At 71.4% G+C, this 16,160-nt stretch carries 15 protein-coding genes and 1 pseudogene; 12 read left to right on the top strand and 4 right to left on the bottom strand.

What is annotated here, in order from left to right; genetic code table 11:
* Positions 1-274 precede the first annotated feature (274 nt).
* The 3 genes from P3T39_RS35725 to P3T39_RS35715 all read right to left on the bottom strand — a co-directional run bounded on the left by P3T39_RS35725 (position 275) and on the right by P3T39_RS35715 (position 2,280).
* Positions 275-472 carry a hypothetical protein gene (locus P3T39_RS35725; protein ID WP_280703482.1) on the bottom strand — a complete coding sequence of 66 codons (198 nt, stop codon included), beginning with the start codon at positions 470-472 and terminating at the stop codon, positions 275-277.
* A 166-nt stretch (positions 473-638) separates the two neighbouring features.
* Positions 639-1,484 carry a sugar phosphate nucleotidyltransferase gene (locus P3T39_RS35720; protein ID WP_280703481.1) on the bottom strand — a complete coding sequence of 282 codons (846 nt, stop codon included), beginning with the start codon at positions 1,482-1,484 and terminating at the stop codon, positions 639-641.
* 85 nt (positions 1,485-1,569) lie between these two features.
* Positions 1,570-2,280: a PIG-L family deacetylase gene (locus P3T39_RS35715; RefSeq protein ID WP_280703480.1), complete on the bottom strand. Its 711-nt coding sequence runs from the start codon at positions 2,278-2,280 to the stop codon at positions 1,570-1,572.
* Between the two features lie 367 nt (positions 2,281-2,647).
* Here P3T39_RS35715 and P3T39_RS35710 point away from each other — a divergent pair, with 367 nt between their 5' ends.
* From P3T39_RS35710 to P3T39_RS35665, 10 genes are all read left to right on the top strand, one after another.
* Positions 2,648-3,388, top strand: coding sequence for an NUDIX domain-containing protein (locus P3T39_RS35710; RefSeq protein ID WP_280703479.1), 741 nt, complete (start codon positions 2,648-2,650; stop codon positions 3,386-3,388).
* Positions 3,389-3,564: 176 nt separating this feature from the next.
* The gene (locus P3T39_RS35705) at positions 3,565-4,521 is read left to right on the top strand and encodes a fumarylacetoacetate hydrolase family protein (RefSeq protein ID WP_280703478.1); all 957 of its coding nucleotides are present in this window, start codon (positions 3,565-3,567) and stop codon (positions 4,519-4,521) included.
* 80 nt (positions 4,522-4,601) lie between these two features.
* Entirely contained in the window at positions 4,602-5,504 is a 903-nt protein-coding gene (locus P3T39_RS35700; protein ID WP_280703476.1) for an acetaldehyde dehydrogenase (acetylating), read from the top strand.
* Entirely contained in the window at positions 5,492-6,508 is a 1,017-nt protein-coding gene (gene dmpG, locus P3T39_RS35695; RefSeq protein WP_280703475.1) for a 4-hydroxy-2-oxovalerate aldolase, read from the top strand. The genes P3T39_RS35700 and dmpG overlap by 13 nt, the downstream gene beginning before the upstream one ends.
* 124 nt (positions 6,509-6,632) lie before the next feature.
* The gene (locus P3T39_RS35690; RefSeq protein WP_280703474.1) at positions 6,633-7,484 is read left to right on the top strand and encodes a CoA ester lyase; all 852 of its coding nucleotides are present in this window, start codon (positions 6,633-6,635) and stop codon (positions 7,482-7,484) included.
* A 26-nt stretch (positions 7,485-7,510) separates the two neighbouring features.
* Entirely contained in the window at positions 7,511-8,038 is a 528-nt protein-coding gene (locus P3T39_RS35685) for a MaoC family dehydratase (RefSeq protein WP_280703473.1), read from the top strand.
* Between the two features lie 16 nt (positions 8,039-8,054).
* Positions 8,055-9,233 carry a GNAT family N-acetyltransferase gene (locus tag P3T39_RS35680; protein ID WP_280703472.1) on the top strand — a complete coding sequence of 393 codons (1,179 nt, stop codon included), beginning with the start codon at positions 8,055-8,057 and terminating at the stop codon, positions 9,231-9,233.
* Positions 9,234-9,355: 122 nt separating this feature from the next.
* On the top strand, positions 9,356-10,129 hold the full coding sequence (locus tag P3T39_RS35675) for an XRE family transcriptional regulator (protein ID WP_280703471.1): 774 nt from the start codon (positions 9,356-9,358) through the stop codon (positions 10,127-10,129).
* A 21-nt stretch (positions 10,130-10,150) separates the two neighbouring features.
* Positions 10,151-11,344 carry a M20/M25/M40 family metallo-hydrolase gene (locus tag P3T39_RS35670; protein ID WP_280703470.1) on the top strand — a complete coding sequence of 398 codons (1,194 nt, stop codon included), beginning with the start codon at positions 10,151-10,153 and terminating at the stop codon, positions 11,342-11,344.
* A 149-nt stretch (positions 11,345-11,493) separates the two neighbouring features.
* The gene (locus tag P3T39_RS35665; RefSeq protein ID WP_280703469.1) at positions 11,494-12,888 is read left to right on the top strand and encodes a sporulation protein; all 1,395 of its coding nucleotides are present in this window, start codon (positions 11,494-11,496) and stop codon (positions 12,886-12,888) included.
* 358 nt (positions 12,889-13,246) lie between these two features.
* Here the strand turns inward: P3T39_RS35665 and P3T39_RS35660 are convergent.
* Positions 13,247-13,426, bottom strand: a pseudogene (locus P3T39_RS35660) (SOS response-associated peptidase family protein); the annotation flags it as partial.
* 547 nt (positions 13,427-13,973) lie between these two features.
* On the opposite strand from P3T39_RS35660, the gene P3T39_RS35655 reads away from it, so the two are divergent.
* Together P3T39_RS35655 and P3T39_RS35650 are read left to right on the top strand one after the other, a co-directional pair.
* On the top strand, positions 13,974-14,252 hold the full coding sequence (locus P3T39_RS35655; RefSeq protein WP_280703468.1) for an Rv3235 family protein: 279 nt from the start codon (positions 13,974-13,976) through the stop codon (positions 14,250-14,252).
* A gap of 382 nt (positions 14,253-14,634) precedes the next feature.
* A complete protein-coding gene (locus P3T39_RS35650; protein ID WP_280703467.1) occupies positions 14,635-15,831 on the top strand; it encodes a hypothetical protein in 1,197 nt (398 codons plus the stop codon).
* Positions 15,832-16,160: the final 329 nt, after the last annotated feature.

Below are 16,160 nucleotides of genomic sequence, written 5' to 3'. Positions count from 1 at the left end.
AGGCCGAGGAAGATGCAGAGGACCAGCCCCTGCACGGCGTGTTGGTAGCGCTCTATCAGCAAGCTCTGCCGACCAGCACCACCAGTTCCGCCTAGCTAGCGGCACCAACACGAGACAGCACAAGGGCCGTGTCCATGCGACGGTTGAACTCGGTCCACCAAGTCGAGTGGTCAGCAGTCCACCGAGGTTTCGGACTGCTGAACTACCCGACATTGCTGATGTACCGCTGAGATACTGGCTCGATTGCTGAAGTACATCGGGCCCCTACACTGGGTCAGCCGCAGTCGGCCCGTCCGGAAGAGCGGCCCTTGTGTGTGGTGAGTGAGGCAGCGCGGATCGTTCCGGTGCCGTAGCGGCCGTTGGCCTTGTCGATGACCGGTCCCAGCTGGCGGGCGTCCTCGGCGACGCGGTCGAAGGTGAGCTGGACAAAGCCGTGCTTCGCCTCGGCGAGTCCGGCAACGCGGGCGGTCACCGTTTGTCGGGCGGGTGTGCATCCCGGTGGCGTGGCCGCGTACGGTGGGCACCGTCGGGCGGTACCAATCAGCCTGCTCGGTCGATTCCTTCGCCGCCCGACGGTCGGCGAGCGTTGCGCCGTGGCCGAACTGAGCCCGGCCCAGTGGTCCCCCGCCGATCCTGCCTCAGGCCATCCAGGAGCCCGAGATGACGGTGTTGGCGGCGTGCAGGCCCTCGGGGCTTCCGCAGTCGTAGAACGTGCCCAGGATCGGGTGGATCAGCATGTCGTTGTGCCGGGCGAAAGCGGTGATGGCGTCGGTGGCCCGGAGCTCTCCATTGGCAGCCAGCTCGACTGCCGTGAAGTAGGGCAGGGCGCTAGCGGGGAGGAGGGTCCGGCTGATGTCGATGTGGGCGGTGCGGCGCTGCCGGTCCGCGGGGAGCCAGCCCCGGACCTCGTCCAGCAGCTGGTGCGGCCCGGTGCACGGGCGGGGGTGCACGATTCCATACCGGATGGGCCTGTCGGAGGGCCTGCTGGCGACGGCGATCGCGCCTGCGCTCTGGGCGGTGCGGCGGGCAGCGGCCAGATCCGCCAGGTCGGATCCGAGGTCGAGGCGCAGCAGGAGGTCGTCGCCGGAGACAAGGAGGAAGTCGTCCTCTCCGATCCAGTCGGCGGCGCAGATCGGCGGCAGCGCGGTGCCGTAGAGGCCGTTGTCCCGGGGCTGCTCGATGATGGTGAACTCGGCGGCCGGCGGCTGGTCGATCGGCTGGTACTTGTCTTGCCAGCCGCGGGCGGTGAAGTAGCTCTTGAGCTCCGGGTCTTCGGTGAGGAAGTGTCGGACCTGACGGGTGCACTCCCCGGGCGCGGTGATGACCGCGATCTGGCGGGCACCGGCGGCGACGCAGTCGGCGACGGTGTAGGCGAGCAGGGGCTTGTTCCAGGCGGGCAGCATGCACTTGGGGGTGGTCTTGCCGACGGGGAACCAGCGGCTTCCGACGCCGGCGGCGGCGATGACGGCCTTGAGGGCGGGCATGATTCACCTCTCACAAGATCGGACGGATCCACGGGTGATCAGGTGCTGGCCCCCGGCCTGAGGCCTGGGGCGCTGGTGCGGGATCTCACCGGCGCGGCTCGGCCGGTTGACTCAGGAGCAGCAGGGAGGGGGCGAGCTCCTCGAAGGAGCGGCTCTCGCCGGCCTGGGTGGGGAGCAGCGTCCAGCCCGGTCCGGCAGCGCGCCAGCGGGTGTAGTCCTCGGTCAGGTAGTAGCGGCCGGCCTGCGATCCGTGGGCCTGGAGGGCTTTGATCTTGTCGGCCATGTACGGGGTGATGTCGACGAGCACGGAGGTGGTGAACTCGTGGCGCGGGGCGTGCGGCTTGCCGTGCAGGATTGTGGTGCAGGTGGGCACCCGGGCGGCGGCGTTCAGTGCGGCGCGGGCGACGGCCAGGTGGTCCTGGTGGTCGACGCCGGTGTGCAGGGCGTGGGTCAGCAGCACGGTGCAGCTCAAGCGGATCAGCTCCGCCTCGATGACGGTGACGAGCTCGCGGTCGGCGATCAGGGCGCCGTCCTCGAGCCCGAGGCACTCCACCGCGATGCCGGTGTCCTGGTAGGAGGTCTGGATCTCTGTCAGGCGCTGGGTGGTGGTCAGCCGGAGCCCGGCGGCGTGGTCGGCGACGGAGACGCCGTTGGCGCCGTGGGTGGCGACGAGGACGGTGACAGTCGCGCCGGTGCTGCGCCAGAGCCGCAGCGTGCCGTAGAACATCAGTGCGTCGTCGTCCGGGTGGGCGACCACGGCCACCACGCGGGCCTCGCTGGTCAGGGTGATCGACATGTTCACTCCCCTTGAAGTCGCGGCAGGCCCGGGACGGCGGGGCGGTTCGCTGTGCGCTGCGCCGTCGTGCCAGAGCCATCACACCGCCGTGCCGGACGCGAGGGGAGGGCAGACGAGGGGGCCTACAGAGCGCGTGAGGGTCCACGTCGCATGGGCGGAGCCCGCCGGGCGGCAGCGGGTGGCTACTCCGGGGGTCTTCTCTCAGCCGAGTGGTTCTGTCGGGCGTGAGGTGACGGCCCAGTCGCCGTGAGCGTCGGCTGCACGGGCTTCACGGTGGCAGGCGGCAATGGCCGGGGCACGCTAGCACAGCCGGGCCGGTTGCGCTCATCGGGCCGGACGAGGCGGGGACGTCTGCCACGATGGTCTGGTGACCGACTCCGTTGTTGAGTTCTTCGATGCCCGCGTGCTGCGCCTGCTCGAAGTGCCGGTTCCCCGGCTGTCGCCCGGTGAGCGAACGGCCATGGACCGGTTCTGGGAGGAGTCGGTGGCCCGCCAGCCGGCCCTGTTCGACGGCCCGGCGGTGGCCTGCATCGCGGTCGAGGACGCGGGCGCCGAGCTGGTGCTGTCGTGGGCGCGGGTCACCTACCGCTACCGCGCGCTGCGCCGCCTCGACACTTGTTCGTGGCTGCCCGCGTCGGTGTTCGTCACCGTGTTGCAGCCGGTGGAGGACGGCGGGCTGATCATCGGCCGGAGTTCGGGGTCCACTGCGTCCCCGGGGCGGTGGGCGCTGCCCGGTGGCTCGGCGGAGCCGCCTGGGGAGGGCGAGACGCTCGATCTGGCGGCCCTGCGGCGGCACGCGGCCCAGGAGCTGGTGGAGGAGATCGGGGTGGTCGCCGACCCCCAGGACATGGCGGTGTGGGGGGTCACCCGGGGCGAGTTCGGCAACGTCGGCGTGCACTTCCTGGCCCCGCCGGCCCCGGCCGCCCTGGTGCTCAAGCACCACGAGGCCTTGGCGGAGGCCGAAGTCGCGCGCGGCACCGGTCCCGAGCTGGACCAGCTCGCGGTGGTCCGTACCGAGCAGGACGTCACCGGGCTCGGGCACTACGCGGACTTCCTGCCTCAGGTCGTCACCCGCTACACCGCGGAGCGGACCCTGCGCACCGGCTGACCGTACGTCGCTGTTCCCCTTCGTGGCCGACCGGTTCCTCCCGGTCGGCCACGGGCGTGTGTGCCCGCCTGCGGTCCGTCGGCCCCCCTGTGGGCCCTGCCGTCACCGGTGCTCCCGGGGCTGTGATGGCTACCGGTACAGATCGGCTGTACCGGGCCTCACACCTGGGGGACTCCATGTCCGGACTCTCCGAAGCGGCCGCCGGCGCCCCGGCACCCAGCGCCCGCAAGCACCACGACCGCGCCGCCAGCCGGGACCTTGCCGTCCTTCCTCCCCTCCTTCCGGGCCTGGCCTACTTGGGCGCCGCCCTGACCGGGCGCCCTGGCCCCGTTCAGCTGCCGGACGGCGGCACGCCGGAGCCCTGGGTGGATCAGGAAGCGCTGGCCCTGCTCGAGGCCGAGCGCTCCGCCACTCCCATCGCCCCGCTGGCCGTGCGCCACCCGGGCGTGACGCTGGCGGACGCCTACCGCATCCAGTGGGCCGGCACGGCGCTGCGGATCGCGGGCGGCGCCCGCCCGGTGGGCCACAAGGTCGGCCTCACCTCGGCGGCGATGCGCGAGCAGATGGGGATCGACGATCCGGACTCCGGAGTCCTGCTGGACGACATGGTCGTGCCCAGCGGGACCGAACTCGCTGTCGCGGGCCTGGTGTGCCCGCGGATCGAGGCGGAGTTCGCCTTCCGCCTCGGCGGCGACCTGGTCGGCGAGGCCGTGGACCTGGACGCCGCGCGCGGCGCCGTAGCGCAGGTGATGGTCGCACTGGAGGTCATCGACACCCGCTACCAGGACTGGCAGATCACGCTGGAGGACAGCGTCGCGGACAACGCGGCGTGCGCGCGGATCGTCACCGGCCCGCCCGTTGCCTTCGAGGCGGGGATGGATCTGCGCGAGCAGGTGCTGAGCGTGCGGGTCGACGGAGCCCCGGCCGCCACCGGAGCGGGCCGGGAGGTCCTCGGGGACCCGCTCGCGTCCGTAGCGTGGCTGGCCCGGCGCCTGGCCGCGTTCGGTACCGGGCTTCGGGGCGGCGACATCGTGCTGGCCGGGTCGGTGCACGGCAGCCTCCCGCTGTCTGCGGGCACGCATGTCGATGCGGTCTGCGCGGCACTGCCCCCGGTGAGCGTCCGTACCACCTGAACCGGCCCCGTACTGCCGCGACCGGTGCCCCGGCCGGCAGCCGCCTTCACACATCTCACCGAATCGGAAGGGAGTTCGCCATGAAGGAACCCGCAGCGCGGCTGAAGGCCGCGGTGCTCGGGACCGGCAAGATCGGAATGGATCTGGCCGAACGGCTCGGCAAGTCCGGCGTGCTGGAGTGTGCGCTGATCGTCGGCCGCGCCGAGACCTCGATCGGGCTGCACCGGGCCGCCGAACTGGGGCTCGCGACGATGGCGGGCGGCATCACCGCGTTCGTCGAGGCCCAAGAGCGCTTCGACGTAGTCTTCGACGCCTCCAACGCGGCCGTGCACACCGCCCACTGGGACGCGCTCGCGGCCACCGGCGCCGTGCTGGTCGACCTGACCCCCAGCAGCACCGGCACGCGCGTGGTGCCCACCGTGAACGGAGACCGGGCCGTACGGTCGTCCCGGCACTTCAACATGATCAGCTGCGGTGGGCAGACCGCGATTCCCGTCCTGCACGCCATCGCCGCCACCTGCACCCCCGCCTACGTCGAGGTCGTGGCCACCGCCGCCACCGCCAGCACCGGGCGAGGCACCCGGTTGAACATCGACGAGTACATCGCCACCACGCAGGCCGCCGTCCGGGAGCTGACCGGTGCACCTCGGGTGAAGGCGCTGCTCAACCTCAGCCCGGCCCAGCCTGAGCCGCCGTTCCGGGTGCAGGTCACCATGCTTGCGCCCGACGCCCGCCCCGGGCCCGTCCGCGCCGCGGTCCATGCCGCCGCCGACCGGGTGCGGGCCTTCGCCCCGGGCTACGCCGTCACCTCCTGCAGCGTCACTGGCGAGCGCATCGACGTCGCCCTGGAGGTCACCGCCCACAGCAGCCACATCCCCGACTACGCGGGCAACCTCGACATCATCAACGCGGCCGCGGTGCACACGGCCGAGCGAGCTGCCGCCGCCCTCGCCCGGGAAGGGGCAACCCCATGGAAGAGGTGACCGAGTCGAAGGTGGTGCTCTACGACCCGACCCTGCGCGACGGCCATCACGCGGTGCGCCACCAGCTCGACGCCGACCAGCTGCGCGCCTACGCGACCGCCGCCGACCAGGCCGGGGTGCCCGTCGTCGAGGTCGGCCACGGCAACGGCCTGGGCGCCTCCTCCCACCAGCTCGGCCAGGCCAAGCTGAGCGACGATGAGATGCTCACCGTCGTCCGCGAGTCCCTGACCCGCAGCCGGATGGGAGTCTTCCTGGCGCCGGGCTGGGGCACCGGCGCGGACCTGGCAGGCGCGGTTGCCCGCGGCGCGGACGTCGTGCGGATCGCCGCGCACTGCTCCCAGGCCGACGTCGCCGAACGCCACCTGGGCGAGGCCCGGGCAGCTGGCGTCGAGGCGCAGGCCGTGTTGCTGATGAGCCACATGATCGGCCCGGCCGAACTCGCCGAGCAGTGCGCCCTGCTGATCTCCTACGGGGCGCAGGCGGTCGGCATCATGGACTCCGCCGGCCACTACCTTCCCACCGACGTGACGACACGGATCACCGCCGTCACCCGTGCCGTCGGCGAGGTGCCGGTCATCTTCCACGGCCACAACAACCTCGGCCTGGCGATGGCCAATTCGCTGGCCGCCGTGACCGCCGGAGCCACCGTCATCGACGGCTGCGCCCGAGGTTTCGGCGCGGGCGCTGGCAACGCCCAGCTGGAGGTGCTGGCCGCCGTCCTGCAGCGCACCGGCCATCCGACCGGGATCGACCTGCACCAGTTGCTCGCCGCCGCCGACATCGCCGAGGCCCGCCTGATGAGCGCGCCGCCGACGATCGACTCCATCAGCCTGGTGAGCGGCCTGGCCGGGGTCTTCTCAGGTTTCAAGCTCCCCGTCCTGGAGGCCGCCCGGCGCGGGGGAGTGGACCCGGTCGACGTGCTCTTCGAGCTCGGCCGGCGCCAGGTCGTCGCCGGGCAGGAGGACCAGATCCCCGCCGTCGTCCGCCAGCTCCAGCGCACCTGACCCTCCGGCCCGGCGCCGCACCATCGGCGCCGGGCCGGCCACCCGTCGAACAGGAGGGGCCCATGCACGACATGACCACGCGACAGATCCCCGGCGCTCGCCGGGACCAGGGCGGTGAACGGCCGTGACCCGGACCAGGTGGACCGCCCCGGCAGGGGCGTGGATCATCACCCCGGCCGTGGCGGGCGAGCGGTTCGCCAAGGCCCGCAGCTGCGGCGCCACCGTCACGCTCGTCGACCTGGAGGACTCGGTAGCCCCCCACGACAAGGACCTCGCCCGCGAGCGCGCCGCCGACTTCTTCGCCACCGCCGACCCCGCCGGGCCGCTTCCCGGCGTCCGGATGAACGCCCTGACCACCCGTGCCGGCCTGCGCGACCTGGTCGCGCTCGCCGACTACCGTCCCCCGCTCGTCCTGGTCCCCATGGTCGAGTCGGCCCGCGACATCGAGGTGGCCGCCGCCGCCCTGGACGCCAACGGCTACGCCCCGCAGATCTGGGCCCTGATCGAGACCCCGCGAGCCATCGAGACCGCACCCTCGATCCTCGCCTCGCCCCGCCTGACCGGAGTGCTGTTCGGCGCGGCCGACTACGCCGCCATCACCGGCGCCGGCCGCACCTGGCAGGCGCTGCTGCACGCCCGCTCCGTCCTGGCCAACGCCGCCGCAGCCGCCGGCATCGCCGCCGTCGACTCCCCCTACTTCGACCTGACCGACACCGACGGGCTGCGCCGCGAGGCCGAGCAGGCCAGGGCCCTCGGGTACACCGGCAAGACCGCCGTCCACCCCCGCCAGGTACCGACCATCACCGAGGCGTTCCGGCCCACCGATGCCGAACTCGCCCAGGCCCGCGCCATCGTCGCCGCCCACGGGCAGACCGGGGCGTCGATCACCAGCGTCCACGGCCAGATGGTCGGCGCCCCGTTCTACGCCGCCGCCCAAGCCCTCACCGAACGAGCAGACCACCAGCAGTCCATCTGACCGACCCTCACAAGGAGACACCCTCCATGGACACCACCCTCCAGGGCTTCCGGCAGATCGGCGAGAACCGCCACCGCGAGGTCGTCGGGGCCGGGCTCGGCGAGCTGCCCGCCGGCACCGTGATCGAGCACCGGCCCAAGCGGACCGTCACCGAGCTCGACCACGCCATGACCCTCGCCCTGACCGGCAACCCCGCCCCCGTCCACTCCGACGCCGAGTACTGCCGCACGGCCGGCCACGGCCAGCCGCTGGTGTGCGGCATCGTCAGCCTCGGCATCGTCATCGGCATGACCGTGCGCGCCACCAGCGGCCTGACCTCGGCCAACCTCGCCCTGGACAACGTGCGTTTCACCGCCCCGGTCTTCGTCGGCGACACCCTCAGTGCGACCACCGAAATCCTCCAGTCCCGACGTTCGGCCAGCAGGCCCGAGCACGGCATCGTGACCTGCCGTATCACCGGGCACAACCAGCGCGGCGAGAGCGTGGTCACCGCAGAGCGCACCTTCTTCGTACCCGCCGACGCGCAGCCCGTGCGCGACGCGACCGACTACTGAGACCCGGGAGGAGACGATGAGCGAGCGGATCCTGTTCATCCAGGCCGAACGCGGCATCCTCGACGAGTACGACGACCTGGCCACCCGCAGCTACGGCCACCCCGTCCCGGCTGTCCGGCAGCTCGCCGGGCGCGTCGACACCCGCGTCGCTGTGCGCGGAGGCAAGGTCATCGCGGGCGGACTCGGCTTTCTGACGGGCCAGCACTTCGGCGGCCGCCCCGTGCCGACCGCCTGCCTGGGATCGGGGTGCGTGGCCCCGGAGGAGCGCGGCGAGCACCTGGCGGCGCGGATGCTTCAGGAGAGGATCCGGCCTCTGCGCGAGCAGGGCGCGGTCCTGGCCACCGTCTGGACCGCCCTGACCAAGTACGCCCGCTGGTTGGGCTGGCACGCGCCCGTGCCAGCAGCCACCTGGGAGGTCCCCGCCGAGGCACTGCACAGCACGTTCGAGCCCGGCGCCCTGCGGATCGAGCACGGCTGCTCCCCGGCCGGGGAGCAGCTGCGGGCTGGCCTGGCCCAGAACTGGAACGGCCCGCTGGCGCGACCCAGCTGGTGGAACGATTTCCTGCGGGACCACCACGGCGCCCAGACCTACGAGTTCGCCACAACCGCTGGCGACGCCCCGGTCGGACAGCTCACCCTGGCCACCACCCGCCATGCAGATCGCGGCGCCCAGCTGACTGTCCACGGCTTCTGGGCCGCGGATGCGGACGCCGCCGCCGCGATGCTTGCCTTCCTCGGCCGCTGGGACAGCCGGGTGCCTACCGTGCGGTTCGAGCGCACCGGACTGCCGCCCTTCCCGCTCCTGCTGCACGCGCTGCCCCGCAGCACCCTGCTGACCACCCACGCCCAGCCGCCGTGGATGCTTCGCGTCTTGGATGTGGAGGAGGCCGTCCGCCAGCGCGGCTGGCCGGCCGACCTCGACCTGCGGGTCGGGATCGAGATCGGCAACCAGGACGGCTCGCAGCAGGACCACTACCTGCTGGAGATCGCGAAGGGGACCGCCCAGCTGACCCCGGCCTCACCGGCCGAGTGCGAGGTGGCCTTCACCCGCGGCCAGTTCACCCTCTGGTACGCCGGTGCGTTCCGCAGCACTGCGGCCGCCCAGCTGGCCGGGGTGTGCGGTGCCCCCGACGCGCTCACCGCGCTGGTCCGCGCCACCTGCGAGCGGGAGCCCTGGCTCACCGAGCACTTCTGACCCGCCAGCCCGCCGGAGCCCGCCCCCCACCCGCCTCAGACCGCAGGCTGGGCAGGGAAGGTTCCGGCGGGCCTCGGGCTGGGGACGACATCCTGCAAGGGATCAGGAGCTAGGGGGCGGCCATGACACGAGGCACCGATGGCGACTCCGCGCTGAAGCGGGAGCGTACCGCGCGGAACTGGACCCTCGACCAGGCGGCGGCGAACCTCAACGCCATCACCGGAGGGGCCACCGACGGCAGCCTGATGAGCGCCTGGGAGTCCGGCCGACGCCGCACCGGTAAGAGCAACCGGACTGCCCTCGCCCAGTTGTACCGCCAGCGCTCCGCAGTGCTCTTCGCCCACCAGGACGGCACCGGCGAGAGCGTCCTGGAGCAGGCCGGCACCGGCGTCGTGCACCGGCTGCTCACCCGCTGGACCGACCTGGTCGAAGCCATGGTCGAGGTCGTCTCCACCGCGCAGGAATGGCTGGTCGTCACCGGCAGCCGCTCCCGCGAGAAGTCCTACCTGGCGGCGATCGAAACCGCCGTCGCCCAAGTCCCCGACCTGGTGCACTACCGCGTCCTCTATGGGCCTCCCCACCACCAGGAACTGACCGACCACCTGCTGCGCCTGCTGGAGCTGCGCGACCCGCGCGAGCGGCGCAACGGCCACCCGACCCTGCGGATCGGCGTGGTCGAGCAGCCAGCCGCGATGGAGCGGTTCTTCGTCGCCTCCGAGACGCTGGCGGTGGCCCCGCTGCCGTCCCTGCACGGCGCCCACGGCTTCGACTGCGGCGTCCTACTCGGACCCGAGGCCGCGGTGGGCTTGGTCCAGCACGCCCGGGAGGCCTACGCATCGGCCCGCCCGTTGCACACCCCGGAAGCGGTACTCGCGCTCACCCCGCGCGAGAAGTAGATGAACACACCGAGGAGCAACGTGAGCGAGAACCTGGTGGAGGCGGCCCGCGGCCGGACGCCGTCGGTCATCGACCTAGCGCAGCGGCTGGTACGCGCACCAAGCCGCGGCGGCATCGACCCCTATGAGCCGGTCCTCGCGATCGTCGAGGACTGGCTGAACCGGCATCACCTGCCGCACCGGCGCCTGAACAATCCGGCAGCCGACCCCGTCGCTCTGGTCGTGGAGGTTGCCGGCGCAGCGCCCGGCCCGTGGTGGACGCTGGACGCCTGCCTTGACACCGCGCCCTTCGGCGACGAGACCGCCTGGTCCTTCCCCCCAACCTCCGGCGACGTCAAGCAGAACTGGCTGCTCGGGCGGGGCAGCGCCGACTCCAAGCTCGCCGCAGCCACCTTCTGCCACATCGCCGCCGACGTCCACGCCCGAGCCCACGAACTGGCCGGCGGCCTCGTGGTGCTCCTGGACGTCGACGAACACACCGGCCACTTCGGCGGCGCCCTCGCCTACCTCGACGACCCGCACACCACCCGCCCCGAGGGCGTGATGATCGGCTACCCCGGAATGGACGAAGTCGTAGTCGGCGGCCGCGGCCTGTGGCGCGCCCAGGTAAAGGTCCACGGGGCCTCGGGCCACTCCGGCTCCAGCCGTCCGACCCTCGGAGCGATTTCCCGCGCCGCCCACCTCATCCATGCCCTCGACAACGCCGATCTCCCAGACCCAGCCGACGGCGACCCGTTCCCCCTGCCGCCCAAGGTCTCCGTCACCGCCTGCCACGGCGGCGAAGGCTTCTCCGTCGTCCCCGACCTGTGCACCCTCAACATCGACATCCGCCTCACCCCCGCATTCGGCGAGCAGCACGCGAGCCAACTGGTCCACGCCGCCACCGAGGCTCTCGACCGCGACCACCCCACCCAACACCCCACCCAGGTCGACACCGTCGCCGTCTGGCCGCCCTTCCAACTCGGACCCGGCCAGGAACCCGCCGCCACCCTGCTGCGCGCCGCCAAGGAAACCGGCCTCGAACCCCGCCCAAAGACCGCCGGCCCCTCCAACATCGGCAACCTGCTCGCCCGCCACGGCATCGCCGCAACCGCCGGCTTCGGCGTCCCCTACGAAGGCCTCCACGGCATCGACGAACGCGCCCACCTCACCGAACTCCCGCACGTCTACGCCATCTACCACCAGACCGTCCTCGACCTGCTGCGCCCGTCCTGACATCCCAGATCCGTCCCAGATCTATCCCACCCGGCGTCCCGGAAACACCCCAAACCGCAGCCCTGGCCACCCCTGGGCAGCGGGCGGTCCCATGAAAGCGCTGGCCGTACACCGGCCCGCGCCGAGATTGGATCGAGGGAGGAACCGCCGTGGCGCAACCGCACCGGACCCCGAAGCAGCCGAACACCAAGCTGAACGACTTCCTCGTGACCTACGGCGTCAGCCGCAAGGCACTGGCCCACCTCGTCAACCAGCTCGCATCCGCCGAGGGCCACCCCACCTCCTACTCGCACACCAGCGTGGGGAACTGGCTGGCCGGCATGCGCCCCAAGGACCCCACCCCGCGGCTCATCACCACCGCGCTGAGCCACCGCATCGGCCGGCCCGTCGACCCGGACGAGATCGGCATGGGCGTGGCGCGCGAGGCGGACGTCCGACTGGGATGGGACTTCCCCAGAGACCGCACCGACGCCATCCGCGGCGTCCAGCACTACTGGAGCACCCGCAACGTGAAGCGACGCGACTTCCTCAGCGGCGGCACCTTCGCCACCGCCGCCTACGCCACCCCCGTCACCCGCTGGCTCGCCCTCCCCTCGGACACCACCGCCGGTCAGAACGCCGGGCGGCGGGTCGGACGCACCGACCTGGCCGACCTGTGGGAAGCCGCCGACCAAGCCCGCCAATGGGACTCCAAGTTCGGCGGCGGCGACTGGCGCTCCAGCTCGGTCTCCCAGTGCCTCACCCACAAGGCCATCCCACTCCTGGACGGCACCTACAGCGACGACGTCGGCCGCGAGCTGTTCTCCGCCACCGCCGAACTCGCCCGCGTCGTGGCCTGGTCCGCCTTCGACAGCGGCCAGCACGCCATCGCCCAGCAGCACTTCATCCAGGCACTGCGCCTGGCCAGGGCAGGCGGCGACATCGAGATGGGCGCCTACGTCCTCACCACCATGTCACTCCAGAGCATGCTCCAGGGCTACCCCGACGAGGCGGTCGACATGGCCCAGGGAGCCTTCGAACGGGCCAAGGGCCATGCCGCGCCACGCGTCCTTGCCTTCGCCAAACTCGCCGAAGCCCGAGCCCACGGCCGCCTCGGCGACACAGCGGCGGCCACCGCCGCACTGGGCCGCTCCGAGGACCTGCTCGACCAGATCCGCCCCGGCACCAACGACCCGACGTGGCTCGACTACTTCGCCGAGGCCAGGCTCGCCGCCGACGCCACCGAAGTCTTCCGCGACCTGGGCAAGCCTGCGGTGTCCCTGCTCTGGAACCAGCGGGCCGAGACCATGCCGTCCGACCGCTTCGCCCGGGCCACCGGCATCCGCCGCGCGGTCGTCGCCACCAGCCACCTCCAGGCCCGCGACCTCGACAGCGGCCTGGCGGCCGGCCGCGAAGCCGCCGACATCCTAGCCAGGGTCACCTCCAGCCGGGCCACCGCCTACCTGGCCAAGATCACCGAAGCCCTCGGTCCGTGGAAGAACGAACCCGACGCCCGCGAGTTCATCCACCTCGTCGGCCAGCTCAGCCTCGCGGCCCAGGCATGACCGCCGGGCACGAGGTTCCGTCCCAGGATGACCAGCTCAGACCTCCCGCTCCAGGGCTCCGCTTGGCACCGGGCGCTGCTGCGCCCGCGCAGGCCAGCCGCCGTTTGCAGAAGCCGGGGACGGGGAACATCAGACTGCCGTGCGGGTCACCACCGAGCGGTTCCTCAGACAGTGGGTGTCGGCGTACAGGTGACTTCTACGAGTACGCGGACAGTGGGACCCGAGCTGTCCTGCTGACGGCCGCCCGTCCGGGCCTGGCGCTGCGGGAGCCACTTCTGCCAGTAGAGGACCTGCTCGGAGACCTTCGTATCCCGCCGCCGACCTGCGGACCGGTCCGGGTGATCTGGGAAGTGGGCGGGCGAAGCTGCCGTGTGAGCTCACCGGTGTCGCGGTCCACGCGCTCCAGGACCGCCCACACGTTGTCGGTGGGCGCGGTGTTCCAGTTGGGGGCGAGTGTCTCGGTGGTATCCCAGCGGGTCACACCAAACAGCTCGACCAGGTCCTGGGGCCTGGTGGTGGATACGAAACGACCGCACAAGTGTCTACCGTGCCAGGTCCGGCGCGCAGTTGCTGCCACCGCCACCGGCGATGGGTGCGCGCAAGGCGTGCCGACCCGCGCCGAGAGGCCTCGCCTGGTGATCTCCGGTCCGCGAGGCGAGGGCCCACAGGATGGGGGCCGGATGGTGGGCTGCAGGGTAGTACCGAGCGGGCGGACCGAGAAGTAGGACCGAGAGGGGGACCGAAAGGGGGAGCCCCTGTCTCGCACATGAGGGAGTTTTCCCAGGTGAGCCCCCGTGGGCAAGCCCCTTCGTCGCGCCGACACCTCTTTCCACGCGATAGCCATGGGAAGAGGATTGAGTCGATCGCAGTGCCAGCAGGGCCAAGCCCGCCGACCCGCTCCCCGTCCCGCTACGGCCCGGGCCGCCGCAGCCGGGGCAGCGCCCCGCCGAACGGAGAGTCAGGGCCGCCACGCAGTCCCGGTATCCGGTCGCTGTGATCAGATGTGGGTGAGCATGGTAGGTGTCATCTCGCTGCAGTCCTGGCCGTGATGCAACAGTCCTCGTGAACACGGTTTCTGTCACCTCATGAGTAGGACACCAGGCACCGACGGGCCCCTGAAGTGGTGCTCCCTGCCTGATGCGTACCAGCAGCTGACCGCCCTGGTCCACACCGGACCGCTCCGCCAGCGCGGGCGGGCAGCCCGGATCCGCCTGGGCCGGACGTACGACACCGCCCCGCGCCCCGGTGTCCTGGAGGTGTGCCTCCGAGTCGAGATCGGCAACCGCCACCACATGGTCGCCTTCCGGCTTGAGCAGCGTCCCCAAACGACGCTTTGGAAGTGCACGGCTGTGGAGACGCACTGACCTGATGGGACAGGCCCCTGCCGGAGCCGCCCTCCTCGCCCACCACCACTGACCCATGGCCAACTGTGCTGTCCCATGTAAATCGGGGGAGAACACACGGCATTGACCTGCGGTGCCCTCAGATTGGTTGAGACGAGGGCCGTCGTTTCGTCTCAACGATCTCGGGGCATGGCAGCACGAGCGTGGTGGTGGGGTGCGGCCGCGCAGCCGGGGCGAACCGGGGTGCTGTGTGCGGGGCGGGAGGCGTTCGGTGCGGCTCCCCGCTCGTGGATTCAGGACGAAAGCATGTCCATCATGACAGGTCAGCGCCGTTTTTCGTAGGACGGAACCCACAGTTCGCGAGGCTTGTCCGGTCCATCCCCCGCCTCTCATAATCTCCTTCGTGCGTCATCCGGAGACAGGGGGAATGGTGACGATCGATCACGACGCGGTGCTTCGGGCCCGCGTGCGGCTGCTTGGCTCCGGCCGGCCGAGTCGGGCCGAACTGGTCGGCGCGTACCGGGTTCTGGCCGAGGTGAGTCCGAAGGCGTACGTGCCGAAGTTGGTCGATGCCCTGCTCGCGTTGCGGTACGAGAGCCGGGATCCGAAGGTGGACGTCGCGCTGGCCGCCGAGGCTTCCCAGGCCGCTCGCAGGATAGAGGTCGGGGCGCCGAACCGGGCGGAGCGGTTGCGCCGGGCCTTGGACGCCTACCAGGCTTCCTTGTTCGCCCTCGGGCGCAGGGTGGAAGGACGCGCGATCTGTGCGGAGCTGGCCGAGGCCGGACGAAGCAAGCCTCTGGCGAGTGTTCTGGCTGAGGAGGGGTGCTTCAGGGAGGCCGCGGAGCTCGACGAAGAGGCCGCCCGGAACGGAATCCCGGAGCACTCCTTCTGGAACATGGTGCGGTGGGCGGCGAACCTGGAGGGCGCCGGCCTGCACGACGCCGCATCGACCGTCTTTCGCAGGCTCCTTGAGGAGACCCGGCGCGAGGCAACTGAACAGCGCACCGCTCTGGCGATACTCACCTGGGAGTTGGTTCACTTCTCCCGGATGCGGGAGACCGTTGGGGATGGGGCGGGTGCTGCGGTCGCTCGGCGAGAGGCCCTGAGTGTCCTGGAGGAGCTTGCGACCACGGGCGAGCCGAAGAACTGGAGTTGCATCCTAGGGTGGTGGAGGACGCTCTTCGTCCTGTCGGGGCGGGCAGCCGAACCCGCCGCGAGCCCCGAGTCCCCGATGCCGCCGTTCGGCACGGAGCTCGGATGGTCGCGCGACGTGCGGGACGGTTTTCTCGGTATGCTGCCGGGCCTCGAAGCAGAGGCGGCGAGGCTACGCGAGGCCGACCGGCTGCCCAAGCTGGTCGACGTCCAACGCAGGATCAGCATCCGCGCGGCCGTCCGCGAAGGCGCCCGTCCCTACCTGTTCGAGGAGCGGTTCACACCGTACTTCGACGAGGGGGTGACGCTCGCCCGCAGCCTGCCCGACAATCCCGCACGCCTCGCCCGCGCCCTCACCGACCGGTCGATGTTCTTCGTCGCGGCACGATCCTTCGAACCCGCGCGTGCCGACTTCGCTGAAGCGGTCGCCCTCCTCCACGATCGCTGATCACGCCGCCCGGTCGCCGCGGTGCCACCGGTACCGGACCCCGGGCTGAAGCAGCCGACCCCGGCCAAGGTAGGACACCAACAAGCCTGCTCAGACTGGCCATGAAGGCGGAAAAGGTTGGCCAACCTAGGTCCTGTCTCGTAATTGATCTTGTGTGGACGGGTTATTGCTCCTCGGTTCGCAGCCACAGGATCAGTGAGGCGAGGACGACACCGGCTCGGTAGCGGTTGGCCAGTTTGATGCCCCTATGGATGTCAATCGGCTGACGCTGGTGCAGGGGTCGGATTCCTGGCTGCGGTGATGAGTTGGTAGATCTCGCGGGCGACGTA

It is taken from the genome of Kitasatospora sp. GP82 (assembly GCF_029892105.1).
GTDB lineage: Bacteria > Actinomycetota > Actinomycetes > Streptomycetales > Streptomycetaceae > Kitasatospora.
This window is presented reverse-complemented; position numbering and strand designations above follow the sequence as displayed.

Bases quoted from the DNA above. Each gene is read 5' to 3' on its own strand.
- P3T39_RS35685 (WP_280703473.1), top strand. From the start codon at position 7,511: ATGGACACCACCCTCCAGGGCTTCCGGCAGATCGGCGAGAACCGCCAC.
- P3T39_RS35655 (WP_280703468.1), top strand. From the start codon at position 13,974: ATGAGTAGGACACCAGGCACCGACGGGCCCCTGAAGTGGTGCTCCCTG.
- dmpG (WP_280703475.1), top strand. From the start codon at position 5,492: ATGGAAGAGGTGACCGAGTCGAAGGTGGTGCTCTACGACCCGACCCTG.
- P3T39_RS35675 (WP_280703471.1), top strand. From the start codon at position 9,356: ATGACACGAGGCACCGATGGCGACTCCGCGCTGAAGCGGGAGCGTACC.
- P3T39_RS35705 (WP_280703478.1), top strand. From the start codon at position 3,565: ATGTCCGGACTCTCCGAAGCGGCCGCCGGCGCCCCGGCACCCAGCGCC.
- P3T39_RS35700 (WP_280703476.1), top strand. From the start codon at position 4,602: ATGAAGGAACCCGCAGCGCGGCTGAAGGCCGCGGTGCTCGGGACCGGC.
- P3T39_RS35720 (WP_280703481.1), bottom strand. From the start codon at position 1,484: ATGCCCGCCCTCAAGGCCGTCATCGCCGCCGCCGGCGTCGGAAGCCGC.
- P3T39_RS35715 (WP_280703480.1), bottom strand. From the start codon at position 2,280: ATGTCGATCACCCTGACCAGCGAGGCCCGCGTGGTGGCCGTGGTCGCC.
- P3T39_RS35680 (WP_280703472.1), top strand. From the start codon at position 8,055: ATGAGCGAGCGGATCCTGTTCATCCAGGCCGAACGCGGCATCCTCGAC.